Annotated in this window: 23 protein-coding genes; 16 read left to right on the plus strand and 7 right to left on the minus strand. The window is 73.4% G+C overall.

The genetic code is table 11. From position 1 onward, the window contains the following. Window positions 1–11: 11 nt before the first annotated feature. The 11 genes from GA0070617_RS14965 (at window position 12) to GA0070617_RS15015 (ending at window position 12,051) form a co-directional block, all read left to right on the plus strand. The gene (locus tag GA0070617_RS14965; RefSeq protein WP_091437938.1) at window positions 12–1,022 is read left to right on the plus strand and encodes an asparagine synthetase A; all 1,011 of its coding nucleotides are present in this window, start codon (window positions 12–14) and stop codon (window positions 1,020–1,022) included. Continuing rightward, window positions 1,019–2,347 (plus strand): glutamate synthase-related protein, encoded by a 1,329-nt coding sequence (locus GA0070617_RS14970; RefSeq protein ID WP_091437943.1) that lies wholly within the window; start codon window positions 1,019–1,021, stop codon window positions 2,345–2,347. Before GA0070617_RS14965 ends, GA0070617_RS14970 begins: the two co-directional genes overlap by 4 nt. Continuing rightward, window positions 2,344–3,273, plus strand: a complete 930-nt coding sequence (locus tag GA0070617_RS14975) for a 3-oxoacyl-[acyl-carrier-protein] synthase III C-terminal domain-containing protein (RefSeq protein WP_091446441.1) — start codon at window positions 2,344–2,346, stop codon at window positions 3,271–3,273. The genes GA0070617_RS14970 and GA0070617_RS14975 overlap by 4 nt, the downstream gene beginning before the upstream one ends. A 102-nt stretch (window positions 3,274–3,375) precedes the next feature. After that, a complete protein-coding gene (locus GA0070617_RS14980) occupies window positions 3,376–4,758 on the plus strand; it encodes a preATP grasp domain-containing protein (protein ID WP_091437946.1) in 1,383 nt (460 codons plus the stop codon). Continuing rightward, window positions 4,751–6,019 carry a type III PLP-dependent enzyme gene (locus tag GA0070617_RS14985; RefSeq protein WP_091437949.1) on the plus strand — a complete coding sequence of 423 codons (1,269 nt, stop codon included), beginning with the start codon at window positions 4,751–4,753 and terminating at the stop codon, window positions 6,017–6,019. The genes GA0070617_RS14980 and GA0070617_RS14985 overlap by 8 nt, the downstream gene beginning before the upstream one ends. A gap of 60 nt (window positions 6,020–6,079) precedes the next feature. Next, complete coding sequence (locus GA0070617_RS14990; RefSeq protein WP_091437953.1) at window positions 6,080–6,340, plus strand: acyl carrier protein; 261 nt, start codon at window positions 6,080–6,082, stop codon at window positions 6,338–6,340. A 3-nt stretch (window positions 6,341–6,343) separates the two neighbouring features. Further along, the gene (locus GA0070617_RS14995; RefSeq protein WP_091437956.1) at window positions 6,344–7,309 is read left to right on the plus strand and encodes a hypothetical protein; all 966 of its coding nucleotides are present in this window, start codon (window positions 6,344–6,346) and stop codon (window positions 7,307–7,309) included. Then, window positions 7,306–8,016, plus strand: a complete 711-nt coding sequence (locus GA0070617_RS15000) for an acyl-CoA dehydrogenase family protein (protein WP_091437960.1) — start codon at window positions 7,306–7,308, stop codon at window positions 8,014–8,016. The genes GA0070617_RS14995 and GA0070617_RS15000 overlap by 4 nt, the downstream gene beginning before the upstream one ends. Beyond that, window positions 8,013–9,173 (plus strand): acyl-CoA dehydrogenase family protein, encoded by a 1,161-nt coding sequence (locus tag GA0070617_RS15005; protein WP_091437963.1) that lies wholly within the window; start codon window positions 8,013–8,015, stop codon window positions 9,171–9,173. The genes GA0070617_RS15000 and GA0070617_RS15005 overlap by 4 nt, the downstream gene beginning before the upstream one ends. Continuing rightward, a complete protein-coding gene (locus GA0070617_RS15010; protein ID WP_091437967.1) occupies window positions 9,157–10,113 on the plus strand; it encodes a 4'-phosphopantetheinyl transferase family protein in 957 nt (318 codons plus the stop codon). The genes GA0070617_RS15005 and GA0070617_RS15010 overlap by 17 nt, the downstream gene beginning before the upstream one ends. Before the next feature lie 489 nt (window positions 10,114–10,602). After that, window positions 10,603–12,051, plus strand: coding sequence for an MFS transporter (locus GA0070617_RS15015; protein WP_217628818.1), 1,449 nt, complete (start codon window positions 10,603–10,605; stop codon window positions 12,049–12,051). Window positions 12,052–12,097: 46 nt separating this feature from the next. On the opposite strand, the gene GA0070617_RS15020 is transcribed toward GA0070617_RS15015, so the two are convergent. The 7 genes from GA0070617_RS15020 to GA0070617_RS15050 all read right to left on the minus strand — a co-directional run bounded on the left by GA0070617_RS15020 (window position 12,098) and on the right by GA0070617_RS15050 (window position 19,917). Continuing rightward, window positions 12,098–13,000 carry an ABC transporter substrate-binding protein gene (locus GA0070617_RS15020; protein ID WP_091437970.1) on the minus strand — a complete coding sequence of 301 codons (903 nt, stop codon included), beginning with the start codon at window positions 12,998–13,000 and terminating at the stop codon, window positions 12,098–12,100. A gap of 19 nt (window positions 13,001–13,019) precedes the next feature. Next, window positions 13,020–14,492 (minus strand): MFS transporter, encoded by a 1,473-nt coding sequence (locus GA0070617_RS15025; protein WP_091437974.1) that lies wholly within the window; start codon window positions 14,490–14,492, stop codon window positions 13,020–13,022. Further along, on the minus strand, window positions 14,492–15,508 hold the full coding sequence (locus GA0070617_RS15030; RefSeq protein ID WP_139135674.1) for an ABC transporter substrate-binding protein: 1,017 nt from the start codon (window positions 15,506–15,508) through the stop codon (window positions 14,492–14,494). The genes GA0070617_RS15025 and GA0070617_RS15030 overlap by 1 nt, the downstream gene beginning before the upstream one ends. A 20-nt stretch (window positions 15,509–15,528) precedes the next feature. Further along, the gene (locus tag GA0070617_RS15035; RefSeq protein WP_091446443.1) at window positions 15,529–16,266 is read right to left on the minus strand and encodes an ABC transporter ATP-binding protein; all 738 of its coding nucleotides are present in this window, start codon (window positions 16,264–16,266) and stop codon (window positions 15,529–15,531) included. After that, window positions 16,263–17,102 (minus strand): ABC transporter permease, encoded by an 840-nt coding sequence (locus GA0070617_RS15040; RefSeq protein ID WP_217628819.1) that lies wholly within the window; start codon window positions 17,100–17,102, stop codon window positions 16,263–16,265. Before GA0070617_RS15040 ends, GA0070617_RS15035 begins: the two co-directional genes overlap by 4 nt. Before the next feature lie 249 nt (window positions 17,103–17,351). Next, a complete protein-coding gene (locus GA0070617_RS15045; RefSeq protein ID WP_091437980.1) occupies window positions 17,352–18,935 on the minus strand; it encodes a glycoside hydrolase family 43 protein in 1,584 nt (527 codons plus the stop codon). Between the two features lie 16 nt (window positions 18,936–18,951). Continuing rightward, entirely contained in the window at window positions 18,952–19,917 is a 966-nt protein-coding gene (locus GA0070617_RS15050; RefSeq protein WP_091437983.1) for an acetylxylan esterase, read from the minus strand. Between the two features lie 338 nt (window positions 19,918–20,255). On the opposite strand from GA0070617_RS15050, the gene GA0070617_RS15055 reads away from it, so the two are divergent. The 5 genes from GA0070617_RS15055 to GA0070617_RS15075 all read left to right on the plus strand — a co-directional run bounded on the left by GA0070617_RS15055 (window position 20,256) and on the right by GA0070617_RS15075 (window position 26,252). Next, window positions 20,256–21,692, plus strand: a complete 1,437-nt coding sequence (locus GA0070617_RS15055; protein WP_091437985.1) for a glycoside hydrolase family 10 protein — start codon at window positions 20,256–20,258, stop codon at window positions 21,690–21,692. Between the two features lie 234 nt (window positions 21,693–21,926). Next, window positions 21,927–22,703: a thioesterase II family protein gene (locus GA0070617_RS15060; RefSeq protein ID WP_091437988.1), complete on the plus strand. Its 777-nt coding sequence runs from the start codon at window positions 21,927–21,929 to the stop codon at window positions 22,701–22,703. A gap of 43 nt (window positions 22,704–22,746) precedes the next feature. After that, window positions 22,747–23,370 (plus strand): bifunctional 4-hydroxy-2-oxoglutarate aldolase/2-dehydro-3-deoxy-phosphogluconate aldolase, encoded by a 624-nt coding sequence (gene eda, locus GA0070617_RS15065; protein WP_091437992.1) that lies wholly within the window; start codon window positions 22,747–22,749, stop codon window positions 23,368–23,370. 135 nt (window positions 23,371–23,505) lie between these two features. Continuing rightward, window positions 23,506–24,483: an aldo/keto reductase gene (locus GA0070617_RS15070; RefSeq protein ID WP_091437995.1), complete on the plus strand. Its 978-nt coding sequence runs from the start codon at window positions 23,506–23,508 to the stop codon at window positions 24,481–24,483. A 194-nt stretch (window positions 24,484–24,677) separates the two neighbouring features. Then, entirely contained in the window at window positions 24,678–26,252 is a 1,575-nt protein-coding gene (locus GA0070617_RS15075; protein WP_091437999.1) for a serine/threonine protein kinase, read from the plus strand. Window positions 26,253–26,336: the final 84 nt, after the last annotated feature.

A 26,336-nucleotide genomic window follows, 5' to 3' on the forward strand; every position in this document is an offset into this window, starting at 1 on the left:
CGGGAGGCGAGATGCACCACCCCGACCACCAGCCAGACGGCCGCACCCACCGGCCGGCACCGCTCGGCGAGCACCTGAGCGCGCCGACGACCAGGGCCGCGATGGCGGTGCAACAGGAGGCGCTGTACGCGGCCCGCGAGTTCCTGCGCGGTCAGGGCTGCACCGAGCTGCTTCCGCCACTGGTGGGCCCGGTGACCGACCCCGGTGGCCGGGGCGCCAAGGCCCTGGACGTGGACTACTACGGGCAGCCGTACAAGCTGATGACCAGCGCCATCCTCTACAAGCAGGCCTCCCTGCGCGGCTTCGACCGGCTTTTCTACATCGCCCCGAACGTCCGGGTGGAGCCACCGGAGACCGCCGGCACCGGCCGGCACCTGGTGGAGTTCCACCAGATCGACGTGGAACTGGCCGGCGCGACCCGCGACGACGCGATGGAGGTCGCCGCCGGGCTGCTCACCCACGTGGTCCGGCACGTACTGGACACCGTGCCGCAGGTCCTGACCGAGCTGGGACGTGACCCGCTGGCCTTCGCCGAACTGCTCGGCGACAAGTTCGACACCTGCACCCACGCCGAGGCGGTCGACCGGCTGCGCGGTGGCGGACACCCGCAGAGCGCCGACGCCGAGATCGACTGGGTGGGGGAGGAGACCCTGTCCCGGGAGGCGGACCGGCCGTTCTTCGTCACCGACTACCCGAAGGGTTCCCGGGGCTTCTACGACCGGGAGGACCCGCAGCGCCCGGGGGTGCTGCGCAACTTCGACCTGATCGCCCACGGCGGCTTCGGTGAGCTGGTCAGCGGCAGCGAACGGGAGGTCGACTACGCCACCATCGTCACCCGGATGCGGGAGAGCGGCGAGAACCCGGCCAAGTACGCCTGGTACCTGACCATGGCCCGCGAGGGCATCCCGGGCAGCGCCGGGTTCGGCATGGGGGTGCAGCGGCTGGTCCGGTTCCTCACCGGCCTCGACGCGCTGTGGCAGGTCAGCGCGTACCCGAAGCTGCCCGGGGTGGTGGCACCGTGACCGGCGTCAACGCACCGGGCTTCCCCGAGGCGCGGGTCCGCGCCCGGGCCCGCAACGGCACCGCCGAGGTCTTCCCGCCGGTCGACGAGTACGGCATCCAGCTGTTCGGTGCCGACGGTGACGCCGCGCCGGCCGACCCGGGTTGCCTCGACGACCTGGACACCGCCCGGCTGGTCCCGCCGGTGTTCATGCCGCAACGCCTGGAGAAGCTGATCGAGCTGGGCCGCGAACCGGTCCCCGACGACGTCGACCTGGCCACCACCATCGGCGGTTTCCGCGCCCCGTTGCCGGTGTACGTCAGCGCGTTCGGCTCCACCCGGATCGCCGCCGGCGACGCCGGGCTCGCCGCCAGCCGGCAGGCCGGTCGGCTCGGCCTGCCGATGGTGATCGGCGAGAACCTGGTACCGGTCGGCGGCTACCGCCGGGGCGGCGACACCTCGCCGATCCTGGCCCGGATCCGGGCCTACGCCGAGCACTGCCCACCGGAGTTGGGCGGCGTGGTGGTGCAGCAGAGCACCGAGGACGCCGACTCGGAGGTGTGGAACCTCGTCTACAGCGACCCGTCGGTGCGGGACCTGGTCGACTCGGGTCGGCTGGCCTTCGAGCTGAAACTCGGCCAGGGCGCCAAGCCGGGGCTGGGCGGCATGACCGTGGTGGACGCCGCCGACGCCCGCCGGCTGGCCGACCGGTTCGACGTGCGTGACGTCCTGACCGGCGACCGGTGGCTGCGCTGCGCCACCCCGGGCACCTTCACCGAGGAGATCGTCCGGCAGCAGGTGCGGTTCATGCGCAACAACTTCCCACGCGCCCGGGTGTGGGTGAAGTTCCATCCCGGCCGGGACGTCGCACACGCGGCCACCACCGCCTGGCGGGCCGGCGCCGACGCGGTCACCGTGGACGGGGCGCAGGGCGGCACCGGGTGGGCCCCGCGCGCCTTCCTCGGTCAGGTCGGGCTGCCGCTGGGGGAGTGTCTGCGCCGGATCGGCCGCCCCGAGGGCTGCCTGCTGGCCAGCGGCCGGATCTGGGAGGGCGGTCGGGCGGTCCGCGCGCTGGCCCTGGGCGCCACCGCCGTCGGCCTGGGTCGGGCCGCGCTGCTGGCCGTCGACACCGACGGCGAGCAGGGACTGGTCCGGCTGGTGTCGGCGTTGGCCCTGGAGGCCCGCCTGCTGATCAGCGCGCTGGGCCGGTACGACGCCGGCGCGCTGAGCGTGGACGACCTCTGGTGGCCCGGCGCCGCCGCCCCGGCCACCGTGGCCACCCCTGCCACCCCGGCCACCGCGGCCAGCCCGGCCGGGCCGGCCGTGCCGGTCGGAGGTGGGAGGTGACCGCCCTGGTGGAGGTCGGCGCGTACCTGCCCGAGTCGAGCGTGGCGGTGGCCGACATCTGTGCCGCCGTCGACGCCGACCCCCGGCTGCTCTGGACCTTCCGCCGGTTCTACGGCCTGCAGTCGGTACGCCGGGCTCCCGACGCGGACCTGCTGGACCTGATGGTCTCGGCGGCCGGGGCGCTACGGACCCTGCGCGGCAACGAGCACCGGGTCCGCTACGTCATCCTGGCCCGTACGGTCACCACCGCCACCCGTGCCGGCGAGCACCCGGTGGAGGAGCTCTGCGTCGCGCTCGGACTGCCGCACGCGGTGGGGTTCACCCTGACCCAGCACGCCTGCGCCACCGGCCTGCTCGCGGTCGACCTGGCCGGTCAACTGCTCGCCGCCGACGCCGACCCGGACGCGTTGGCGCTGGTGCTCACCGGGGAGAAGATCTTCAGCCCGATGCTGGAGATCATCCCGGAGAGCACGGTGATGGGGGAGTCCAGCGCGGCCTGCCTGGTCTCCGCCGGCGGCGGACGGGACCGGCTGCTCTCCTACGCCACCCGCACCCTGGGCCGGTACGCCGAGCAGTTCCCACCGCAGGCGCTGGACCCCCGCTTCCTCGCCGAGCACAACGACGTGCTGGCCGGGGTGATCCGCGACGCCGTGGCCGCGGCCGAGGTGAACCTCGACGACCTGGCACTGATCCTGCCGCACAACGTCAACCGGCTCTCCTGGTCGTGGACCTGCCGACTGCTCGACGTCGACCTGAGCCGGGTGTACCTGGACAACCTCGCGGTCACCGGGCACTGCTTCACCGCCGACCCGTTCATCAACCACGTCCACGCCCGCGCCGCCGGCCGGCTCCACCCGGGGGACCTCTACCTGATGGCCTCCGTCGGCCTCGGCGCGACCTTCTCCGCCGCGGTCCTGCGGCACTAGAACCCCGCTGCGGTCCTGCGGCACCAGCACGCCACCCGCCGCGGTCCTGCGGCACCAGCCACCGCGCACACCCGCACGATCCGCCTACTGGAAGGGAAGACCATGCCACCGCCGCACCCGACGTTCCTCGACGGTGTCAGGCACGCCTGCACCGGCGACGCCGGCACCCCGTTCGTGCTGCTCGGCAACTTCGAGGTCGAGGACGAGTGGGCCCGCGACGAGGTGGGTCTGCCCACCGTCGGTGGCCGCGCCTCCGCCGCCATCGTCAACCGGATGGACGAGTTCGCCGTCCTGCTCGCCGGCCCGGGTGACCACGTGGTGCTCAAGTCCGCGCCGGACGCGGACTACCTTGCCTGGCTGTCGTCGCTCGGCATCGACCTGCCGAACATCCTGGTCACCGACGACTCCGACCCGGCCGCCACGGTCAGCGTCGACGCGCTGCGCTCACCCCGCCTGCAGGCGACGCTGCGGGAGTTGGCCGGCACCGGGGCACACCTGCTGCCGCACGGCATGTCCACGCTGGAGGAGCGGCTCTGTGAGCTGACCGGGCTGGCCCCGGCGCTGCCGCCGGCACCGGTGGTCAAGGCGGTGAACAGCAAGATCTACAGCCGGCGGGTCGCCGCCGGGCTGGGACTGCCGCTGGCCGTCGGCTGGGAGTGCGAGACGGTCACCGAGTTCGCCGAGGCCGCCCGGCAGGCAGCCCGGTCGGTCGCCGCCGGCCGGCGGGTGGGCGTCAAGGACGCCTACGGGGTCTCCGGCAAGGGCATCGTGGTCGTCGAGGACCCCCGCCGGCTGGACCAGCTCGTCCGGATGGTCACCCGGCGGGCGGAGAAGACCGGCGACCAGCGGATCGGTCTGGTCCTGGAGGAGTGGGCGGACAAGGCCCTCGACCTCAACTACCACTTCACCGTCGGCCGCGACGGCACGGTGCGCTTCGACTTCGTCAAGGAGGCGCTCACCGACAACGGGGTGCACAAGGGACACCGCATCCCGGCCCGGATCTCCGCCGAGCACCACGCGCAGCTGGTGGCCGCCGCCGAACGGCTCGGCGCCCGGCTCGCCGCCGACGGCTTCCACGGTGTGGTCGGAGTGGACGCCATCACCACCGGCGACGGCGGTCTGCTGCCGGTGCTGGAGATCAACGCCCGGAACAACATGTCGACGTACCAGACCAGCCTGCAGGAGACCTTCACCGGCCCGGACACCGTCGCCCTGGCCCGGCAGTACGACCTGAGCCTGACCCGGCCGGTCAGCTTCGCGGCCCTGCGCGACCAGCTCGACGACCTGCTCCTCACCCCCGAGCGGGGCACCGGCCTGCTGGTGAACAACTTCGCCACGGTCAACGCCGCCGCGCCCGCGCCGGACGACCCCCGCCCGTACGCCGGACGGCTGTACGGCCTGTTGGTGGCCGGCTCCGAGACGGAGCTGGTCGGCCTGGACCACGCCATCGCGCAGATCCTGCGGAAGGAGAACGTCAATGTCTGAGTCGACCTCGGTCGGGACCGTGGCCGTCACCGAACTGGTCGAGCGGTTCGGCACCCCACTCTACGTCTACGACGGCGCGCGGATCACCGACCAGTTCCGGGGGCTGCGCGAGCGGCTGCACCCGGCGGTGGAGATGTTCTACTCGCTGAAGGCCAACCCCAACATCAGCGTCTGCGCCCTGCTGCACTCCCTGGGCGCCCGCGCCGAGGTCTCCTCGCTCACCGAGCTGGTCACCGCCCAGCGGGCCGGCGTACCGGCCGAACAGATCATGTTCCTCGGGCCGGGCAAGAGCCGCGACGAGATCACCTCCTGCCTGAAGGAGGAGATCACCGTCATCTGCGAGTCCTTCGGCGAGCTGGCCCTGATCGACGAGGTGGCCGCGCAGCTCGGCACCACCGCCCGGGTGGTGCTGCGGGTCAACCCCAGCTTCGCGGTCAAGGGCAGCGGGTTGACCATGGGCGGCAAGCCCCGCCAGTTCGGCATCGACGAGGCGGCCCTGCTGGCCGCCGGTGACCTCACCGGCCGGCACGCCTCGGTCCGGCTCTGCGGATTCCAGGCGTACCTGGGCACCCGGTTCCTCAGCGAGGAGGTGGTGGCCGAGAACACCGCCCGCATCCTCGACCTGGCCGAGCGCCTCGGCCGGCACCTCGGGGTGCCGCTGGAGATCGTCGACGTCGGCGGTGGACTCGGGGTGGCGTACTTCCCGGGCGAGCGGGACCTCGACGTGGCGGAGCTGGCCGAGCGGCTCAACCCGGTCTTCGCCGCCTTCCACCAGCGGCACCCGGCCACCCGGCTGGTCATGGAGCTGGGCCGGTACCTGGTCGGGCACAGCGGCACGTACGCGGTGCGGGTGCGCTACGTCAAGGACTCGATGGGGGAGCGGTTCGCCGTCGCCGACGGCGGCACCAACCACCACATGGCCGCCGTCGGCATCGGCTCCTTCATCAAGCGCAACTTCCCGATGCGCCTGCTCAACCGGGTCAGCACCGCCGAGGCGGTGAAGTGGAACGTCACCGGCCCGCTCTGCACCCCCAACGACACCATCGGCAAGGCCGTCGACCTCCCGGCCGACCTGGCCCCCGGCGACGTGGTCGGTGTCGAGCGCTCCGGCGCGTACGGGCCGACCGCCTCACCGGTGCACTTCCTCAGCCACGGCTACCCGGCCGAGGTGCTGGTGCACGACGGGCAGGCCCGGCTGGTCCGCAGCCGCGACGACGTCGACAGCATGCTCGCCGCCCAGATCCTGCACGACTTCCGCTGATCTCCCACCCGGGCGGGCCCCGCCCGGATCCGCACACCCACCGAAAGGCAGGAACCTCCCATGTCCCTCATCGTCACCGCTGACCAGCAGGTCGTCGCCGCCATCGTCACCGCCCTGGAGGAGGTGCTCGGTCAGGAGCTGACCGACGTCACCGAGCAGACCCGGCTCTTCGACGACCTGAGCCTGGACTCCACCAGCGTGCTCGGCCTGCTGATGGCCCTGGAGGACGCCCTGGACATGCAGGTCGACCCGGAGGGCCTGCAGCAGAGCCACCTGGAGACCGTCGGCGCGCTGGCCAGCTTCATCACCGAGAGCCGCTGAGGCGTGCCGGTCCTGCGGCGGCTCGGGGAGCAGACCGGTCCGGCCGCGCCAGGTGACGCGGCCGGACCGGCCCTCGAACGCATCATCGGATTCACCTTCGACGACCCGGGTGTACCGCCCGGGGACGACGAACTGACCGCCTTCGTCGACCACATGGAGTCGATCCACGGGCGCTTCGCCGACCTGACCTGGCTCACCGGCGGGACCATGGTCAGCTACCACGACATGGTCCGCACGGTGGTCGACACCCTCGGCCCGGCCCTGGTCGACGTCGACCTGGTAGTCACCGTCGAGGCCAGTCAGGACTGCCGGCACCAGAGCTTCCCCGGCAGCCTCCTGTGTGAACTGCTGCCCGGTGACCCGCTGATGATGGGCATCTCCGAGCAGGGCGTGGCCGGGCCGTTCACCGCGCTCCGCATCGCCCACGACCAGGTGGCCGACGGGGGCGCCCGCCGGGCCCTGGTCGTGGCGATGGAGCAGAACACGCTGCCGCCCGACGACGCCGCGGTGCGCCCGGGGCGGAACCTCGCGGTGGCGATGCTGGTCGGCCCGGACGGCACCATGCCGCTCGGCCGGCCACGGGTCGCCCGTACCGCCGCCCCGGCCGCCGCCGGGTCCACGCCGCCCCGGGGCGACGTGCTCGTCGCCGGTGCCGCCCTCGCCGCCCCGCCCGGGCGGGCAACGGTGGTACGGGCCCCCGCCGGACACCCCTGTCTCGGGGTGTGGCTGACCCTGGCCAGCCTGCTCGAACAGGGCCTGGCGGCCGGCTCCCGGGTGGTCGTGGCCGACGAGGACCCGGTGCTGCCGTACCGCTGCGAGGTCGTGCTGACCCTGCCGGCCGCGCCGCACCCGGACACCGCGACCCGACCGGGCCGTACCCGGGGATCGATCGCCCGGGTCGGCGCGCCGCACCCGGACCCCGCCGCGGTGCCCGTCCGTCCACACCGTCGCAAGGAGCTGGCGCGATGACCGTCACCGTGACCCCGCCCGCCACCGCCGCCACCGAGCTGCGGCGGCACCGGACCACCGGGTACGCCGACGGCGCGACCACCGCCCTGGCCCAGCTGCACGCCACGGTCAGCGCCGGGGTGCTGCCGGTCGGGCCGGGCGGACACGCGCTGGTACCGGTCGACGTCGCGACCACCTGCGACCGGTACACCACCCCCACCGGGGCCCGGTCGCGGGCCGGCGTACCGCACGAGCTGTTGGACCGGATCCCGACCGCCGACGGTGAGCTGGTCGCCCTGCGGGTGCCCGGCGGCGGTCCGGCACCCGGGCACGCCTGGTCGGTCGGGCTGGCCTGGATCCGGCTGGGCCTGGCCGAGCGGCTGCTGGCCCGGAGCGTGACCCACCTGCGGGGCCGGACCGTCGCCGGCACCGTCACCCTGCACCTGCCGATGGTGCGGGCGATGCTCGCCGACGCCGCAGCCGGGATCGCCGAGGTCCGCGCCCTGCTCGACCCCGACCACGGTCCGGGCGTCGGTGGGCTGGGCCGGGTACGCGACAGCCTCGACGAGGTCGGCCGGACCTGCCTGCACCTGCTCGGTGCGGCCGGCTTCCTGGCCGACGGTCCGGGCGCCGAGGCACGCGTGGCCGAACTGCTCGCCGACACGTACCCGCCCCCGACCGATCCATCCCCGACCGATCCATTCTCGACCGAGTTGGAGGCGTCGTGACCAGCGACCTGCTCACCGACCTGCGGGCGGTGGCCCGGGAGCACGCCGACGGACTGCGGTCCACCGCCCTGGAGCTGGACCGGGACCCGTCCCGCGCGGTGACGCTGCTGGACCGGGGGCTGCCCTGGCGGCAGCTGATCGGGCTGCCCGCGGCGTACAATCCCGATCCGCTGCGGGTACGGGGCCGACCGGTGTACCTGGACTCCTGCGCGCAGCAGGTGGTGGTGCTGGAGGAACTGGCCCGGGCCGACGCCGGCGCGGTGCTGGCCCTGCCGGGTCCGTCGATGTCCGGGTTCGTCGTCACCGAACTCGCCGACGGCGACCAACTCGACCGCTACTGGCGTACCGTGGCCACCGGCGCGACCTGGACCTTCTTCGGCATGACCGAGCCGGCCCACGGCTCCGACCCGGGCAGCATGGGCACCACCCTGCGGCCGACGGGGGAGGCCGACGGGCTGCTGCTCACCGGCGTCAAACGGTTCGTCGGTAACGGGGCCCGCGCCCGCATTGGGGTGGTCTTCGCCCGCCGGCACGCCGGACCGCTGGGTGTGGTGGCGGTGCTTGTCGACACCGACCGGCCGGGTTTCACCGCGGTGCCCCTGCCCACCCTGGGCCTGCGCGGACTCCAGCTCAGCGAGCTGCGGATGACCGAGGTGCCGATCGCCGGGGCCGACCTGCTCGGCCGGCACCGCTCGGCCACCCGGCAGGGCATGTGGGCGGCCACCCGGACCTTCAACCGGTACCGTCCGGTGGTCTCCGGCCTGGCCCTCGGCGTGGCGCAGGCCGGTTACGACCTCGTCGTCGCGGCCCGGCACCGGTTCCGGTCCGACGAACGGCACCTGCTCGCCGACTGGGCGCGGCGGCTGACCGGCACCCGGGCGTTGGTGCTGGCCGCCGCGCACGCCGCCGACCGCGACCCAGGCGACGGCACCCTCGCCTCCGCCGCCAAGATCAGGGCCACCCGGCTGGCCGAGGAGATCACCACCTCGGCGGTCCGGCTGCTCGGTCCGGGGGCCCGGTGGGAGCATCCGCTGCTGGACAAGCTGGTCCGGGACGCGCGGGCCTTCGAGTTCATGGAGGGCACCGGCAACATCCAACGGCTCAACCTGGCCCAGGGCTACCTGCAGGGACGGCTCGGCGATGCCCGGGTGGCCTGACCCGACCCGGGCCGGCGACCCGCCCGTCGCCGCGCTGTCCGGGCCACGGGCGGGAACCGGCCCCGGGCCGCCACCGGGTGCGGACATCTGGCACATCGGACTGGACGTCGAACCCGAGGTGGTCCGGTTGGTCACCGAGCTGCTCGACGCCGACGAGCGACGGCGCGCGGCGGGCATGCGCGACCCGGTGGCCGGCATGCGGTACGTGCTGGCCCACGCCGCGGTCCGCACCGTCCTCGGCGGGTACCTCGGCACCTGCGGGTACACGCTGCACTGGGCCCGGGGACCCAACGGCAAGCCGTACTTCGACGGCCGGTGGCGCCGGTGGCAGTGGAGCCTGAGCCGCTCCGGCGGGCACGCCCTGCTCGCGGTCTGCCTGACCGATCCGGTGGGCGTCGACCTGGAACAGATCCGCGACGGCGATCCGGTGCCGGCGCTGGCCACCCGGTTCCTGCCCGCCGAGGAGGCCGCCGCCGTCCTCGGGCAGCCCGACCCGGCCGGTCGCCACGCCGCCTACCACCGGCTGCTGTCGCGCAAGGAGGCCTGCGTCAAGGCCAGCGGCGGGCGGTTCCTGGAGGGGCTGCGCCTCGGTGTGCTGATGTCCGGCGACGCCGCAACCGGCGGGGTGGCCGCCGGGCCCGGCCAGGTGACGGGGACCGGGGCGCTGGCCGGGCAACGGTGGATGCTGCGGGACCTGCCGGCGCCACCGGGCTACGTCGCGGCCCTGGCCACCACCGGCACCCGGCTCGGCCGGTTGCGGATGTTCGAGTGGGACTGGCGGCAGCCCCACCACCGCCGCGAAGATGCCGGCCGGCTGCGCCGCAGCCGCGAAGATGCCGGCCGGCTGCCTGACGAACCGCCGAACCCGCCGCCCGCGGAAACCTATCGTTCGGTACGCGGCAGCCCCGTGATCGCCAGCGGCCCGAGGGAGAGCCAGTGAGGTGGAACCCGCATCAGTCCGACCTGGACGGTGACGATCCGACATCCGGCGGTACGGGACTCGTCCGGTTCGTCCCCTCGGACGTGCCGGTGCTGACCTCCTGCCCGGCCGACCGGACCGGGGCGATCCGGGCCGCCGGGCGGACCCTGGCCGAGATGGGTCGCTCCTACCTCGGCGGCCACCTGGAGATCAGGGCCACCGGTACGCCACGGCTGGCCCGGTCCGCCGAGCGGCTGGCGGCGGTGCGGGCGGTGCAGAACGTCCTGCGGGGCGGGTGCGGATCGGTCCGGTTCCCGGTGCCGCCGCGCTGGCCCGCCGGGCCCGGCTGTCCGGGTGACGCCGACTGCCCCTGCCCGGGCGCCGGCCACCGCCCGAGGTCACCCGGCCCACCGCGACCACCGGGCCCGTCGGGTCCACCTCCGTCGCGCCCACCCACGGCACGACCACATCCCCAGCCCGGTCCGGGCGATCCCACAGTGAGGCAGATCGATGAAAAGAGCTGAACCGGCCCCGGCCGGCGCCCAGGCGGCGATCCAGTGGCGCAAGGTCCTCACCCTGACCGTCAGCCAGGGGCTGTCGCTCACCGGGGACTATGTGCTCCTGGTCGCGCTGGGCTGGACCGCCGTGCAGCTCGGCGGGGCGGGCGCGATCACCACGCTGATGCTCGCCGGCACCGTACCGCGCGCGTTGACGTTGATCTTCGGTGGTGCCCTGGCGGACCTGCTCGGGCCCCGCTTCGTGCTGCTGCGGACCACCTCGGCCCGGGTCCTGCTGTTGGCCGGCGGCGCGGTCGTCACCCTCACCACTGGCTGGTTCTGGCCCCTGGTGGTGATCGCCGCACTGGAGGGGGTGCTGCTCGGTCTGGCCAGCCCGTCCAGCAGCAGCCTGATGCCCCGGCTGGCCACCGGTGACCAGTTGGCGCGGGCCAACTCGCTGTCGGCGATGGTCACCCGGATCGCCCCGATCGTCGGCTCGCCGATCGGCGCCTGGATGATCGTCACCGGCGAGCTGTGGCACGTCATGGCGGCGGTCTCGGTCACCTGCGCGGTCTCCTTCGTCGGGGTGTCCGTGGTGACCCGGGGGATGACCGGTGGCACCCGGACACCCGGGGAGAACCTGCTGCGTCGCTCCGGCGACGGTCTGCGTCTGCTGCGCGCCCACGGCCGGCTGCGCTGGCTGTTCATCTGCGCCTTCTGCCTGGACATGGCCTTCGGCTGGCCGATCGACGTGGCCCTGCCGCTGCTGGTGGACGGGCGGGGCTGGGGCGTGGCCTCGGTCGCCGTGGTGGTGGTCGCCTTCAGCGCCGGCGCCCTGGTCGCCGGTGCGCTGGGTGCGCTGCTGGCCCACCGGATCCCGCTGGCGTTCCGACTGGTCGTCACCGGGGTCGGGATCGGCGTCGGCATCCTGCTGATGGCCCTGATGCCCTCGGTGGTCGCCCTGGCCACGGTCGGTGCCGGGGTCGGGCTGATGGCCGGACTGAACGGCCCGGCCATCGTCACCGTCTACCAGCAGGCCTCGCCGAAGGCCCGGATCGGCACGGCCATGTCGATGCTGACCCTGGCCAGCATCGGCACCACCCCGGTCTCCATCGTGGTCTTCGGCGCGCTGTCGGCCCTCATCGGCACCACCGCCACCTGGCTGGTCTGCGGGTTCGTGGCGCTGGCCGCACCGGTGGCCGCGGTCCTGGCGCTGCGCCAGCCGGTACCCGCCGACGAGTCCGCCACCCCGGACCCGGCCACGAGCGCACCGCCCACCGCCGCAGAGCCGCCCACCGCCGCAGAGCCGCCGGCCACCGTCGTCGCAGAGCGGCCCACCGGCGCTGAGCCGGCCATCGTCGTCGCAGAGCGGCCCACCGGCGTGGCGGAGCCGGCCATCGGCCCCGGGGCGGTCGCCGGCTCCGAACCGGCCACCGTCGCTCTCGCCGGCCGGTCCGCCTGATCGCGCCCGGCCGGCGGACGGGACCCCGCCGGCCGGGCGCGACGGCCTAGACGTTCACCACGCGGTTGTCCACGATGGCGGAGAAGGTCGACTCCGGCTCGATCAACCCCCACCGCACCATCCACCGGTAGGTCCGCTCGAACTCGCCCTGCGGGTACGGCTCCGGGTCGGCGTAGCGCAGCCGGCCCGGGCGGAAGTCCGCCGGTTCCAACCGGACCAGCTCCTGCGGGATCTCCTCGACGAAGTGGTGCAGGTACGGGCGGATGTCGGCGTTGATCGTCGCGACCGCGCGCCGGACCCCCCGGTCCACCGCCGCGAAGGTCTCCGGGTCGACGTCCGCGCTGGCGATCTCCGAGCCGACGTAGAACGCCTCGGTCACCAGCACGTACCCGAGTTTCTCGGCGGCGGTGGTCCACGGCTCCATCAGGGCGACCGCGTCCACCTCGCCGTCGCGCAGCTTGCGGAACCGCTCGGCCGGACCGCCGGCGTGCACCACCTTGATCTCGTCGGCCTCCAGGAAGCCCTCCAGCGACTGGATCGCCAGGTAGTGCGAACCGTGATGGAAGTTGACCCCGACGGTCCGGTTGGCCAGGCCCTGCGGGTGCAGGATGCCCGAGTCGGGACGGACGAAGATCGCCTGGCTGGCCACCGAGGCGCGTTTGGCGATGATCTGTCCGCCCCGGCTGCTGTCGTGCGAGCGGCGGATCTGCCCCCACTCGCAGGCTCGGTAGAACGAGACGTCGCCGCTCTCGAACGGCTTGGAGATGCCACCGAACGAGCTGACCAGCTCGTGCTCCTCGATCGGCTTGACCACCGCGTCGTACGCGCCGGGGGCGACCAGTTCCAGGTCGATGCCCTCCTGTTCGAAGTAGCCGTGTTCCAGGCCGACGAGGTAGGGCAGGGTGAAGATGGCGCCGCTGCGGACGCTTCTGACCTTCTTGAGTGTCACGGGATGGGTCCTTTCGGGTCTATCGGACAGGGGTCGTCGTGGCCGGTGCTGCCGTCAGGTGCGTCGCCACCACCTCCTTCACCGCAGGTGGCCGCAACAGCCGCCACGTCGCCCAGGCACTGGCCGCGGCGACCACCGCGACCAGCCCGTACGCGACGCGCAGAGCGGTGGAGAAGTCGTCGCCGGCCTCGGCGGTGACCCGGGCGATGTCCCCGGTCGGCTGACCGGAGGCGGCCAGCACCGACACCACGACCGCGCCGAGCACGGCCACGCCGAGGTTGGTGCCGATCTGCCGGGAGGCGCTGGTGATCGCGCTGGCCACCCCGGCGCGTTCCCGGGGCAGGCTGTTCACCGCGGTGTTGGTCGCTGGCGGGTTGACCAGCCCCATCCCGGCACCGAGCAGCAGGTAGCCGACCAGCAGCAGGGGCAGCCAGGCGTCGACGGTGACCACCACGGCGAGCAGGGTCATCGATGCCACGAACGACAGGTGCCCGACGGTGGCCAGCACCCGGCCGCGGCCCCGGCCGACCAGCCGTCCGGAGACGTTGGCCAGCACCAACGTCCCGAGGGTGGCCGGCAGGGTGAGCACGCCGGTGGCCAGGGGACTGAAGCCGCGTACCTGTTGCAGGTAGAAGGTGTTGACGAAGGTGAACCCGCCAAGCGCCAGGTAGGCCACGACCGCGGTGAGCACCGCGCCGCGCAGCGCCGGGACGGCCAGGTGTGCCGGGTCGAGCACCGGGTCCGGGCGACGTCGCGCGGCCGGCAGGTAACCGGCCGCCGCGGCCACCGAGACCGCCACGGCCACCAGCACCGCCGGGCTGGTCCAGCCCCGGTTCGCGCCGTCGATCAGCGCGAAGGTGAACCCGACCAGCACCAGGGCCGCCAGGGTGTTGCCGAGCCCGTCGAGGCGTCGGGGCGGGCCGGCGACGACGCCGGCCGGCAACAGCCGGGTGCCGACCGCGAGCAGCAACGCGCCGCCGATGCCCACCCAGAACACGCTGCGCCAACCGGCGGCCTGCACCAGGACCCCGCCGACCAGCGGCCCGCAGGCCGCCGAGACGCCGGCGGTGGCGCTCCAGGTGCCCAACGCGCGACCGCGTTCGGCGGCCCCGGGGAAGAGGTTGGCGATCAGGGCCAGTGCCGGCGGCGCCATCAGGGCCCCGCCGGCGCCCTGCACACCCCGGCTGACGATCAGCGACACCGCGTCCGAGGAGACGCCACAGAGCAGCGAGCCGACGACGAACACGGCCAGGCCTAGCCGGAACATCCGACGCCGGCCGAACCGGTCGGCGACCGCGCCGCAGGGCAGGGTGAGGCTGGCCCGGACCAGCGCGTTGCTGGCCGCGACCCACTGCAGTTCGGCGGTGCTCAGCCGCAGGTCGCGTTGCAACGAGGGCAGGGCCAGGTTCAACGCGGCACCGTCGAGCACGCCGAGGAAGAGCGTCCCGCAGCAGACCAGCAGGGCGGCGCGGCTGCGCCGGGGCGGGGACATCAGAGCTGCTCGTACACCGGCCGGCTGGCCCGCTGCTTGAGGATGCCGACCTCGACGGCCAGGTCGATCTGCTTCTCCAGGTTGGCGAAGACGCTCTCGTCCCACCGGTCGCCGTAGATCGGCACGAGGCGTTCGGGCAGCAGCTCGATCGCCCTGCGTTCGTCGGCCTTGACCCCGTAGTCGGCGTGGTACTTCGCCACCAGCGACGGGTCCTCCTTGATCAGTCGCCAGGCCTCCAGGGTGAGGTCCACGTACGCCTTGGCGGTCTCCCGGTTGGCGGCCAGCCAGTCCCGGCGGACGGCGGTGCCGTTGAGGAAGAGCGGGTTGGTGTCGCCGGTGCCCTGCTGCCACAGTTCGCCGACCGAGGCGAGCTGCCGGTTGCCGGCGGCCACCAGCCGGGTGGCGTTGGGCTCGATGGCGATGATGGCGTCCAGGTCACCGCGTTCGTAGAGCGCCAGGTTGGCGATCGGCTGCCCGGTGAAGAGCTGGAACTCCCGGTCGAAACGGATGCCGTTGACCGCCGAGGCCAGCGCCGCCGCCCGGTAGGTGTCGCTGCTGGGTGGCTGCACCCCTACCTTGCGGCCCTTCAGGTCGGCGATGCTCTGGTACGGGCTGTCGGCGGGCACGATCCAGCGGCCGTGGTTCCACAGGGACGGCCCGACGATGACGACGTCGTGGCCGCTGGTGTTCACCTCGGTCGCGCCCAGCGGGCCGAAGGCGAAGATGTCCAGGACGCCGGTGAGCAGCTGCTCCTGCCCCGCGCCGGGACCGCCGCCGGCCTGCCGGTCGAGGTCGAGCCGGTGCTTGGCGGCCAGGTCGAACTGCTCCACCACGGAGTCGCGGATCGCCCCGGCGGTGCCCGGGCTGCGTGGTTGCACCTTGGCCCGCAGGGTGCCGTCGGCGGCTGCGGGCTCCTCGTCGCCGCAGGCCGCCAGCAGGGCGGTCACACCGGCGCCGCCGGCGAGCAGCCCGGCCGCGCGCAGCAGGGATCGTCGATTGAGCTGGTACGTGGACACGAGGTCCGTCCTTCCGGGGGTCAGGCCAGGGCCGCCACGATCTGGCGGTGGATGTCGAACAGTTCGGGGTCCTCGGGGCTACGTGGCCGGGGCCGGTCGATCCGGTACTCCCGCACCACCTGGGCCGGGCGTCCACCCAGCACCACCACGCGGTCGGCGAGGAACGCCGCCTCCAGGGCGTTGTGGGTGACCAGCAGCCCGGTACGCGGGGTGTGTAGCCACAGCTCCTGCAACAGCAGGCGCAGCCGGCGGGCGGTGAGCTCGTCCAGGGCGCTGAACGGCTCGTCGAGCAGGACCAGCTCCGGTCGCACCACGAACGCGCGGGCGACCGCGACCCGCTGGCGTTGACCGCCGGAGAGCACCGACGGGTACGACTGGGCGTACTCAGTCAACCCGACCTGGTCGAGGATCCGGGGCACCTCGGCACCGTCGATCCGCGCCGCGCGGGCGGCCAGCCGGACGTTGGTGTCGACGGAGGTCCAGTCCAGCAGGCGGGGCTGTTGGAACACCATGCCGAGGCGGGGCTGCCCGCCGCCGGTGTCCACCGTGCCGCGGTCGGGCAGTTCCAGCCCGGCGACCAGGTGCAGCAGGGTGGTCTTGCCGGTGCCGGACGCGCCGACCACCGCGACCAGTTCGTCGGCGGCCAGGGTGAAGGAGAAGTTCCGCAGCACCTGCTGGCGTTCGCCGGTACGGCGGTTGACGAAGGCCTTGTCCACCCCGTCGAGTCGGATCCGGGCGTCGCCGGTGGGCCGGTTCATCGGGTCGCCACCCGGCGCCACCGCACCGCGCGGCGTTCCAGCGTCTGCAGCAGGCCGTACTCGATGACCGCCATGACCAGGGTGAAGGCGAGGGTCCAGGCGAGCACGCCGGCCACGTTGTGCTGGGAGAACTCCAGGTTGAGCTGGTAGCCGACGCCGTCGGCCAGGCCGAAGATCTCGACCAGGACGATGACCTTCCAGGCCATCGCGATGCCCAGTCGCGCGCCGGTGAACAGGTCGGGCACGATGGCCGGCAGCCACACGTACCGCAACCGGGTGAGCGCGTCGAGGCGGTAGACGTGGGCCATCTCGCCGAGTGCCGGGTCGACCGCGCGGACGCCCTGGGCGATGTTGATGGTCAGTGCGGGCGCGGCGGCCAGGGCGACGGTGAGGATCGGGTTGAGCAGGCTCACCCCGAACCAGATCACGCAGAGCAGCGCCTTCACCAGGCCCGGGGTGGCCAGTCCGATCAGCACCGCCGGCTCCAGGAACCGGCGTAGCCACTCGTTGCGTCCCATCGCGATGCCGGCGGCCACCGAGACGACGAAGGCCACCGCGAAGCCCAGCGCGACCCGGGTCAGGGTGGTCTGGACGTTCTCCCAGAGCGCGCCGTTGACGGTGATCTCGACCAGGTTGCCGGTGATGTCGGCGACGCCCGGGAGCAGCGCGCTGTCGGAGCTGCGCGCCATCAGCTCCCAACCGGCGACGAGCAGTCCGACCAGCAGCAACGCGGGCAGGACCCGAGCGATCCGGTCGCCGTGCGACGTCCGGGGCGGCGGCGCGGGGGAGCGCCCACGGTGCGGGGCCACCTCCTCGGTGTCTACGGGGTGCGTCACAGTCATCGTCGTCCCAGATTTCGGTAGGCGGTCGGTGGCGTGCACCGGTGCCGGGTGGCATCGCCGCAGGTGAGGCGAGGTAGGTAATCCCTATCTTGTTGATGGGATTACTAGGGATGCAATATGCATCTCGCATGATGGGAAGCGGGGTCGAGGGGCGCGTCGGCGGCCACCGACGCGGGAACGGCCCGTCGCGACGACCACCGGACGGTGGCGCGCGACGGGCCGTGGCACGGCGGGTCGGTGTGGCTACCGGGTGCCGGCGGCCCCACCGGGGCGGTACTCGAACCAGTCGAAGGCGGCGGTGCCGGCGGTGACGTACATGCCGATGACCCGGCCGGTGAACCCGGTGGCCACCTCGGTCGACAGGTAGCGACCGTCCAGTTCGGCCAGTGGATCCGGGTGCTCGGTGCCGACCCGGAAGGCGATGGTGTCCGGGCCGGTGGGGCCGACCCCGACCGGACCGGCGGCCAGCTGCCCGGCCGAGGTCACCGACGGCGGCAGCACGTCGTGGGTACGGATGTCCACCACCAGTTCCACCGGTCCGGCCGGGACGGACCGTTCGGCCAGGCACTGCCGCAGCGGACCGATCCGGGCGATCACCCGTACCCGACCCTGGGCCACCTCGAGGTCGTAGTGGTGGGCCTCGTCGAGCCGGACCGACAGCCCGGCGCGGGCGTCGAGCGGATCGAGGCGGGCGGTGACCCGGCAGTCGAGGTGCTGCTGCCGGCGGCCGACGAAGGTGTACCCGGGGCGGTCGAGGGTCGGCCCGGTGGCGTGCAGGGTCAGCCAGCCCGGCCGGTCGGTAAGCGACCAGGAGTGCGCCGGCCGGCTGCGCGGCGAGATCCAGCACGGCGCGAGGGTGTCCGCGTCGAAATCGTCCCGCTCCGGCGGCGTCCCGGCGCGCACAGCCGGCGCGGCCGGCGGCGACCCGGCCTGCTCAGCCGGCGCGGCCGGCGGTGTCCCGCCGGGGGCGGTCGACCCGCGCGGTTGCACCGGCTCGACCCGGGGCCAGCCGTCGACCCAGCGTACCGGGGTCAGGAACGTCTCCCGACCCAGGACGTGGAACTGCGGGGTGTGGCCGCGCGGGCGGGTGCCCAGCAGCACCATCCACCAGGATCCGTCGGGGGCCTGCACCAGGTCGGCGTGGCCGGTGCTCTGGATCGGCCGGTCGGTGCTGCGGTGCGACAGGATCGGGTTGCCCGGGGCGGCCTCGAACGGACCGCGCGGGGACCGGGCGCGGGCCACCGAGACCGCGTGGCCGCGTTCGGTGCCGCCCTCGGCGATCAGCAGGTACCACCAGCCGTCGATCCGGTACAGGTGCGGGGCCTCCGGATACTGCAGGCCGGTGCCGGTCCAGCCGGGCCACGGTCCCTCCAGGACGGTGCCGGTCGCCGGGTCGATCCGGGCGAGCTGGGTGCCGGAGAAGGCGCACCAACAGGTGCCGTCGTCGTCCCAGGCCAGGTCGGGATCGATGCCCGGCAGGTCGAGCCAGACCGGATCGGACCAGGGGCCGGCCGGGTCCTCGGCGGTGACGACGAAGCTGCCCCGGTGCACGTTGGTGGTGATCAGCCAGAACCGGCCGTCGTGGTGACGGATCGTGGGAGCGTAGATGCCGCCGGAGGTCGCGGCGTCCGGCGGGATCGGCAGCTGCTCCGGTCGGTCCAGGGCGTTGCCGATCTGCCGCCAGCGCACCAGGTCGCGGCTGTGGAACACCGGTACGCCGGGGACGTACTCGAAACTGGAGCAGACGAGGTAGTAGTCCTCGCCCACCCGGCAGACGCTGGGGTCGGGGTGGAATCCCGGGACCACGGGATTGTCGTAGTGGGACAACGGTGCTCCGTTCGGCTCAGCCGGCCAGGCGGGCGCGGAGGAAGTCCAGGGCGCGGGCCTCGTCGAGGATGCCACCACCCTCGTGCCCGTTGTACTCCCAGACCAGCAACTCGCGTGGCCCGGCGTAGGCGTGGTACGCCCCGTAGACCGTCGACGGGGGACAGGTGGCGTCCATCAGGGCCACCGAGAACAGCGCCGGCGCGGTGGCCCGGCGGGCGAAGTTGACCCCGTCGAAGTAGGCGAGGGTGCGGTGTACCCGCTCGATGCTCTCCCGGTGCACGGCCAGGTAGTCGGCCACCTCCCGGTACGGGTACGCGTTGGTGATCCGGGTGGCGCGCGGGAAGTCACAGAGGAACGGCACGAAGCTCACCACGGCGGCCAGGTCGGTGCGGAGTCCGGCAACGGCGAGCGCGGCCCCACCGCCCTGGCTGGATCCGAGCACCGCGACGCGCGCCGGATCGACCTGGGGCAGGCTGCGGGCCGCGTCGACGGCGCGCACCGCGTCGGTGAGGAACCGCCGGTAGTAGTAGTCGGCCGGGTCGCCGATGCCCCGGGTGAGCACGCCCGGTACCTGTGGGGTGGCCACGGCCGGGTCCGGGGTCTCGCCGACGCTCCAGGAGGAGCCCTGCCCCCGGGTGTCCATCTGCAGGTGAGCGAAGCCGGCCGACGCCCAGAGCAGGTTCGCCAGGGCGTGCCCGCGACCGCCGCCGTAGCCGACGTACTCCACCACGGTCGGCAGCGCCGTGGTGGCCCCGGCCGGCAGCCGCAGCCAGGCCCGGACGTCCTGGCCGGCGAAGCCCCGGAAGGTGACATCGTAGGTGACCAGCGTGGTCAGGCCGGTCGGCACCTCGCGTAGCCGCACGTCGAGGTCGTGACCGGCGGCCTCGGCCAGGGTGTCGGCCCAGAAGTCGGCGAAGTCGTCAGGCGTGCGCTGCGAGCTGCGATAGGTCGCCAGTTCCGGCAGGGGGAGATCGGTCAACACCGGTGTTCCTCCAGGTGGGGGTGTGGGGTTGCGCGGCCGGCTGGCGACCGCGTCGTCCATGATGCGGTACGGGCGACCGCGCGACCGGAGCGGGTGGCCGAAACTTTCGGCCCTGCTGCCAGCGGCGGAAGCCGTCGACCCGGGCTCGTCGGGGTTGAGCTGTCGAGGGTGTTTCGGTAACGTTTCCGATCGGAGAGCGTCGATCTCCACGGCGATGTTCCGTTGACCGTGTCCCTGCGGTGGCCTCCGGGCGGCCACGACGACAGCGGACCGGCCGCCGTGGCGGGCGGGATCGAGGCGACTCCCCTCCTGTGACAGTTCCCGGAAAGGCATTCGCCATGAACAACCTGTCCGCCCGCGACAGCGGGCGTGCGATCAGCACGCACCGACGACGTACCGCGCTCGCGGCGGTGGCGGTCGGCACCGCTGCCGTCGTCGTCGCGACGCTGGCCCTCGCCCCCGGCGCCAGTGCCGGCACGACCCTGGGTGCCTCGGCGGCGGAGAAGGGCCGCTACTTCGGTGCCGCGGTGGCGGCCTACAAGCTCTCCGACTCCACCTACGTGGGGATCCTGAACCGCGAGTTCAACTCGGTCACCCCCGAGAACGAGATGAAGATCGACGCGACCGAGCCGTCGCAGGGCAACTTCAGCTTCGCCAACGCCGACCGGATCGTCAACCACGCCATCGCCCAGGGGATGAAGGTGCGGGGCCACACCCTGGCCTGGCACTCCCAGCAGCCCCGCTGGATGGAGAGCATGGAGGGCACCGCGCTGCGCAACGCGATGCTCAACCACGTCACCCGGGTCGCCACCTACTACCGAGGCAAGATCGACTCCTGGGACGTGGTGAACGAGGCGTTCGCCGACGGCGGCAGCGGTGGCCGGCGTGACTCGAACCTGCAGCGCACCGGCAACGACTGGATCGAGGCGGCGTTCCGCGCCGCGCGGGCCGCCGACCCGGGCGCGAAGCTCTGCTACAACGACTACAACACCGACAACTGGACCCACGCCAAGACCCAGGGCGTCTACAACATGGTCCGGGACTTCAAGGCCCGGGGCGTGCCGATCGACTGCGTCGGCTTCCAGTCGCACTTCAACCCCAACTCGCCCTACCCCAGCAACTACCGCACCACCCTGGCCAGCTTCGCCGCGCTCGGCGTCGACGTGCAGATCACCGAGCTGGACATCGAGGGCTCCGGTACCGCGCAGGCCAACTCCTACCGCAGCGTGGTGCAGGACTGTCTGGCCGTGCCGCGCTGCAACGGCATCACGGTGTGGGGCATCCGGGACACCGACTCCTGGCGTTCGGGCGGGACGCCACTGCTCTTCGACGGCAGCGGCAACAAGAAGCAGGCGTACAACGCCACCCTGGAGGCGCTGAACGCCGGGGGCACCACCACCCCGCCGACGACTCCACCCACCACGCCCCCGACCACCCCGACCACCCCGCCCCCGACGACCCCGCCCACCACCCCGCCGGTCGGCGGGGCTTGCTCGGCGACCGTGTCGGTGAACCAGTGGAACGGCGGCTTCGTGGCCACGGTACGGGTCACCGCCGGCAGCGCCGGGCTGAACGGCTGGACGGTCAGCACCACCCTGCCGGGCGGCGCCAGCGTCACCAACGCCTGGAGCGCCACGAACACCGGCACGACCGGCACGGTCAGCTTCCGCAACGTCAGCTACAACGGCCAGGTCGCGGCCGGCGGCAGTACGGAGTTCGGGTTCCAGGGCACCGGCACCGCACCCAGCGCCACCCCCACCTGCACGGCGAGCTGAGTTTCCCGCGGCGGCGCGAGGGGTCGACCGGCTCCTCGCGCCGCCCGCTGTCCACCCTCCGCCGGTGACCGCACCCCCCTGACCGGTGCCGGCCGCGGTCCCGGGTGGAGTTGCCGTCCGGGAAGCGGTGCCGCATGATCGAAAGAGAGTAGTTGCGGTCGGCCAACCATCCCGAGAAACCGGTCGGGCACCCCGGTGGCCTTGCCGTCGGCGTCGCGACCAGGGGGTTCAACCATGGGTACGCCCCGACTCGTCCCGCCACCGGGGCCCGCCGACGGTCGCCCCGTCCTGGTCGTCGTGCCGTACGCCGGCAGTGGTGTCGCCCCGTTCCGGGACTGGGCCGACGCACTGGCCGACGTCGCCACGGTCACCGCCGTACTGCTGCCCGGTCGGGAGCACCTGTTCGGCCAGCCGGCGCTGACCTCGATGGCCGACGTGCTGCGTGGACTGACCCCACAGGTCGAGGCGCTGGCACCCCGTCCGGTGGTGCTCTTCGGGCACAGCATGGGTGCGGTGGTCGCCTTCGCGCTCGCCCGGCAGTTGCGGCGACGTGGCGTCCCGCCGGCCGGGTTGATCGTCTCCGGCGCCGGCAGCCCGTGCCGGCGCGACCCGACCGACCTGGTGCACCTGCTCGACGACGACGCCCTGCTGCGCCGTACCGCGGACTTCGGCGGAATGCCCCCGCAACTGCTGGCCGACCGGGAGCTGCTGGGGTTGTTCACCCCGGTGCTGCGCGCCGACTTCCAGGTGCTGGAGACCTGGCCGGTGGACCCGCAGCCGCCGCTGGCGCTGCCGGTGACGGTGTTACGCGGGACCGGTGACACCACGGTCACCGACCACCAGGCCGACGGGTGGCGTACCCACACCGTCACCGACCCGGACGAGCACTTCTTCGCCGGTGGGCACTTCTTCGTCCACACCGCCCGCGCCGAGGTGCTGCGCACCGTCGCGGACGTGCTGGCCGCCGTGCCGGGCGACAACCGACGGTCCCACCACCCGCGCCATCGATGACCGACCGGCGTCGGCGATCGGGGTGGGCCGTACGCTCGCTGCCATGAGCATTCCTGACCTGCTGCGTCGGCACCGTCTCGTCCCCGTGGTCGTGCTCGACGACGCCACCGCCGCCGAACCCCTCGCCGACGCCCTCGCCACGGGCGGGCTGCCCGTCGCCGAGGTCACCTTCCGGACTCCGGCCGCCGCCGAGTCGATCGCCCGGATGGCCGCGCACGGCGGGGTCACCGTCGGGGCCGGCACGGTGCTCACCGCCGAGCAGGTGGACATCGCGGTCGGGGCGGGCGCCCGCTTCGTCGTCTCGCCCGGGTTCAGCCCGGCGGTCGTCCGGCGCTGCCGAGAGCACGGGGTCACCGCGCTGCCCGGTGCGGTCACCGCGACCGAGGTGATGGCCGCCCTCGCCGAGGGGGTCGACACCCTGAAGTTCTTCCCCGCCGGTACCTCCGGCGGTGCACCGGCGGTGGCGGCGTTGTCCGCGCCGTTCGGTCAGGTGAGTTTCGTGCCCACCGGCGGTATCGACGCCACCTCCGCCGCCGACTACCTGGCGCTGCCGGCTGTGCTGGCCGTCGGCGGCAGCTGGATGGTGCCCCGGGCGGCGATCCGGGCCGGCGAGTTCGACCGGATCACCGACCTGGTCACCGCCAGCGTCGAGGCGGTGGCCCACTGACGGAGCCCGTAGCGACGCGCCGGAGGCTCACGACACACCGTCCTCACCGGACAGACGGCGGGGCGGTGCGGCAGTATCCTGTGCAGTCGTGGGCACCTGGCGCACCGGGCGCACGACGGGGTGGGAGGCGGCCGGATGCAGGCGACGCAACGGGTCCGGTTAGGACGCACCGAGGTCGAGGTGACCCGGCTGGGCGTCGGTCTGGCCCAGATCGGTGGGCTCTACACCCCGGTCGGTGACTCCGCCGCCCGGGTCACCGTGGACACCGCCTGGGATCTCGGTCTGCGCTACTTCGACACCGCGCCGCTCTACGGCTGCGGCCTGTCGGAGCGCCGGGCCGGGGCGGTGCTGGCCGACCGGCCACGCGCCGAGTTCACCCTCTCCACCAAGGTCGGCCGGCTGCTGGTGCCCGGCGACGACGATCCCCAGGGAATCTGGGCCGAGCCCACCGGGCTGCGACCGGTCTTCGACTTCAGCTACGCCGGGGTGCGCCGCTCGTACGCCGACAGCCTGGAGCGCCTGGGCCTGGACCGGATCGACATCGCGCACATCCACGACCCGGACGCCCACCTGGCCGACGCCCTGCGGCAGGCCTACCCGGCCCTGGCCGACCTGCGGGCGGCCGGGGAGATCGGGGCGGTGAGCGCCGGCATGAACCAGGCCCCGGCGTTGGTGACGCTGGCCCGCGCCGCCGACCTCGACTGCGTCATGCTGGCCGGCCGCTACACCCTGCTGGACCAGTCGGGCCTGGCCGAGCTGCTGCCGCTCTGTCAGCGGCGGCAGATCTCGGTCCTCGCCGCCGGGGTCTACAACTCCGGCCTGCTGGCCGACCCGAAACCCGGGGCGTTCTACGACTACGCCCCGGCCGACGCGGCGCTGGTGGAGCGGGCCCACGCGATCCGGACCGTCTGCGACCGGCACGGGGTGCCGCTGCGGGCCGCCGCCATCCAGTTCCCCCTCGGGCATCCGGCGGTGGCCAGCGTGGTGGTCGGCGCGCACGATCCCCGGCAGATCGCCGACAACATCACCATGTTCGAGTGGGACATCCCCGGTGCGCTCTGGGCCGACCTGAAGCGGGCCGGTCTGCTGGCCCGGGAGGTTCCCACGCCGTGACCGACCGCCGTCGTCTGGAGCGTGCTCTGGGAGACTGACGGGGCGGACCGGTGGGCGCGCGACGCGCCACACCGGAGGCGGCGGGGGGCACTCCGGCGTCAACGGTAGGCTGCGGACGGCGTCCGAGTGACCTAAGGGGAACGCGTGTTTGGCGGAACGGTTGCCGGGTCGGTTGTGGCCTGCGGAAAACCGGCGTGAGTCACGGGCTGCGCGCCGGCGACCCGGCCCGACTCGGCGGTTACGAGTTGCTCGACCGGCTCGGCGAGGGTGGCATGGGCAGCGTCTTCCTGGCCCGCTCGCCGCAGGGACGGCGGGTCGCGGTCAAGGTCGTCCGGGCGGACCTGTCGCACGACGACGAGTTCCGGGGCCGGTTCCGCAGCGAGGTCAACCGGGCTCGCCAGGTCCCACCGTTCTGCACGGCCGAGGTGCTGGACGCCGACCCGGACCACGACCCGCCGTATCTGGTGGTGGAGTACGTCGAGGGGCCGAGCCTGGCGCAGTTCGTCCGGGACCAGGGGCCCCTGGGGGCGGCCGGGGTGCACAGCATGGCGGTCGGGGTGGCCACCGCGCTCACCGCCATCCACGGCGCCGGGGTCATCCACCGGGACCTGAAGCCGGCGAACGTGCTGCTCGCCCCGGGCGGGGTCAAGGTCATCGACTTCGGCATCGCCCGTGCCTTCGAGGCGACCAGCCGGCACACCCGGACCAACCAGCTGGTCGGGACCGCCGCGTACATGGCGCCGGAGCGCTTCGAGCCGGCATCCGGCCAGCCGGTGGGTCCGGCCGCCGACGTGTTCGCCTGGGGCGCGGTGGTCGGCTACGCGGCGACCGGCCGTAACCCGTTCGGCGGGAATTCCGCCACCGACACCGCGATGCGGATCCTCACCCAACCGCCGGACCTGACCGGGCTCGACGGGCCGCTGCGGGAGCTGGTCGGCCGGGCCCTGGCCAAGAATCCCGCGGACCGGCCCACCGCCCGGGAGCTGCTCGACGGGTTGCTGACGGCGGCGCCCTCGACGAGCCCGGCGCAGCCGGCCCCTGCGGCGGCGGTGTCGCCCGCCCCGACCGGTGCCGCGGGTGACGGCGGGTATCCGACCGACGGTGCGGGCTCGGGCCGGCGACGTCGGCTCACCGGGCTGGCGGTGACCGCCGTGGTGATCGCGGCGCTGGTGTCCAGCGCCCTGTTCGGCCCGCAACTACTGGGCGGCGGCGCTGATCGGGACCCGGTCGGTTCGACGGGCAACGGCACGCCGGCGGCTGACGGGCCGACGTCGCCGGCAGCGGGTACGCCGAGTCCGTCGCCGTCGCCGTCGGGGACGGATCGGACCCGGGCCATGCTCTCCGGAGAGCGCCGTGTCCTGCTGCACGTGGTGCAGATCGACCGGGATCTTTCGCTGCCGTTCGACCGCACGTTGCGCGTCGGCGACGGGACCGGACCGGACGCCCTGTTCGTGCTCGATCCGGTCGGTGTGGATTACATGATCAAATCGCTGAACCCGGACGTCGCCCACCAGCCGTGCCTCGGGGTCAAGATCGATTCGGCGGGTTACGCCTCGTTGGTCGGCGTCGACTGTCAGCCGACGCCGGCCACCGTCTTCGACATCTCCCGCGACGGCTGGGACGACAAGGGTCGCCTGGCGTACTCCATCATCAACGAGACGTACGGCGTGCTGGAGTGGAACGCGGACGAGAAGCGGCTGCACGTGCAGGAGCAGGGCGACGCCCCGGTCGGCACCACCTTCAGTCTGGTCGACCGCGGCGCGCTCTGACCGACCCACGTCGGGCCGGTTCGGATGCGGGCCGCAGAGGCACCTCGTCGGGGCGGGGTCGGCTCGACAAGGGTCTCCTGCACC

This window comes from Micromonospora yangpuensis (genome assembly GCF_900091615.1).
GTDB lineage: Bacteria > Actinomycetota > Actinomycetes > Mycobacteriales > Micromonosporaceae > Micromonospora > Micromonospora yangpuensis.

Bases quoted from the DNA above. Each gene is read 5' to 3' on its own strand.
- GA0070617_RS15010 (WP_091437967.1), top strand. From the start codon at position 9,157: ATGCCCGGGTGGCCTGACCCGACCCGGGCCGGCGACCCGCCCGTCGCC.
- GA0070617_RS15035 (WP_091446443.1), bottom strand. From the start codon at position 16,266: ATGAACCGGCCCACCGGCGACGCCCGGATCCGACTCGACGGGGTGGAC.
- GA0070617_RS14980 (WP_091437946.1), top strand. From the start codon at position 3,376: ATGCCACCGCCGCACCCGACGTTCCTCGACGGTGTCAGGCACGCCTGC.
- GA0070617_RS14965 (WP_091437938.1), top strand. From the start codon at position 12: ATGCACCACCCCGACCACCAGCCAGACGGCCGCACCCACCGGCCGGCA.
- GA0070617_RS15055 (WP_091437985.1), top strand. From the start codon at position 20,256: ATGAACAACCTGTCCGCCCGCGACAGCGGGCGTGCGATCAGCACGCAC.
- GA0070617_RS15000 (WP_091437960.1), top strand. From the start codon at position 7,306: ATGACCGTCACCGTGACCCCGCCCGCCACCGCCGCCACCGAGCTGCGG.
- GA0070617_RS14990 (WP_091437953.1), top strand. From the start codon at position 6,080: ATGTCCCTCATCGTCACCGCTGACCAGCAGGTCGTCGCCGCCATCGTC.
- GA0070617_RS15015 (WP_217628818.1), top strand. From the start codon at position 10,603: ATGAAAAGAGCTGAACCGGCCCCGGCCGGCGCCCAGGCGGCGATCCAG.
- GA0070617_RS15025 (WP_091437974.1), bottom strand. From the start codon at position 14,492: ATGTCCCCGCCCCGGCGCAGCCGCGCCGCCCTGCTGGTCTGCTGCGGG.
- GA0070617_RS14985 (WP_091437949.1), top strand. From the start codon at position 4,751: ATGTCTGAGTCGACCTCGGTCGGGACCGTGGCCGTCACCGAACTGGTC.
- eda (WP_091437992.1), top strand. From the start codon at position 22,747: ATGAGCATTCCTGACCTGCTGCGTCGGCACCGTCTCGTCCCCGTGGTC.
- GA0070617_RS15060 (WP_091437988.1), top strand. From the start codon at position 21,927: ATGGGTACGCCCCGACTCGTCCCGCCACCGGGGCCCGCCGACGGTCGC.
- GA0070617_RS15070 (WP_091437995.1), top strand. From the start codon at position 23,506: ATGCAGGCGACGCAACGGGTCCGGTTAGGACGCACCGAGGTCGAGGTG.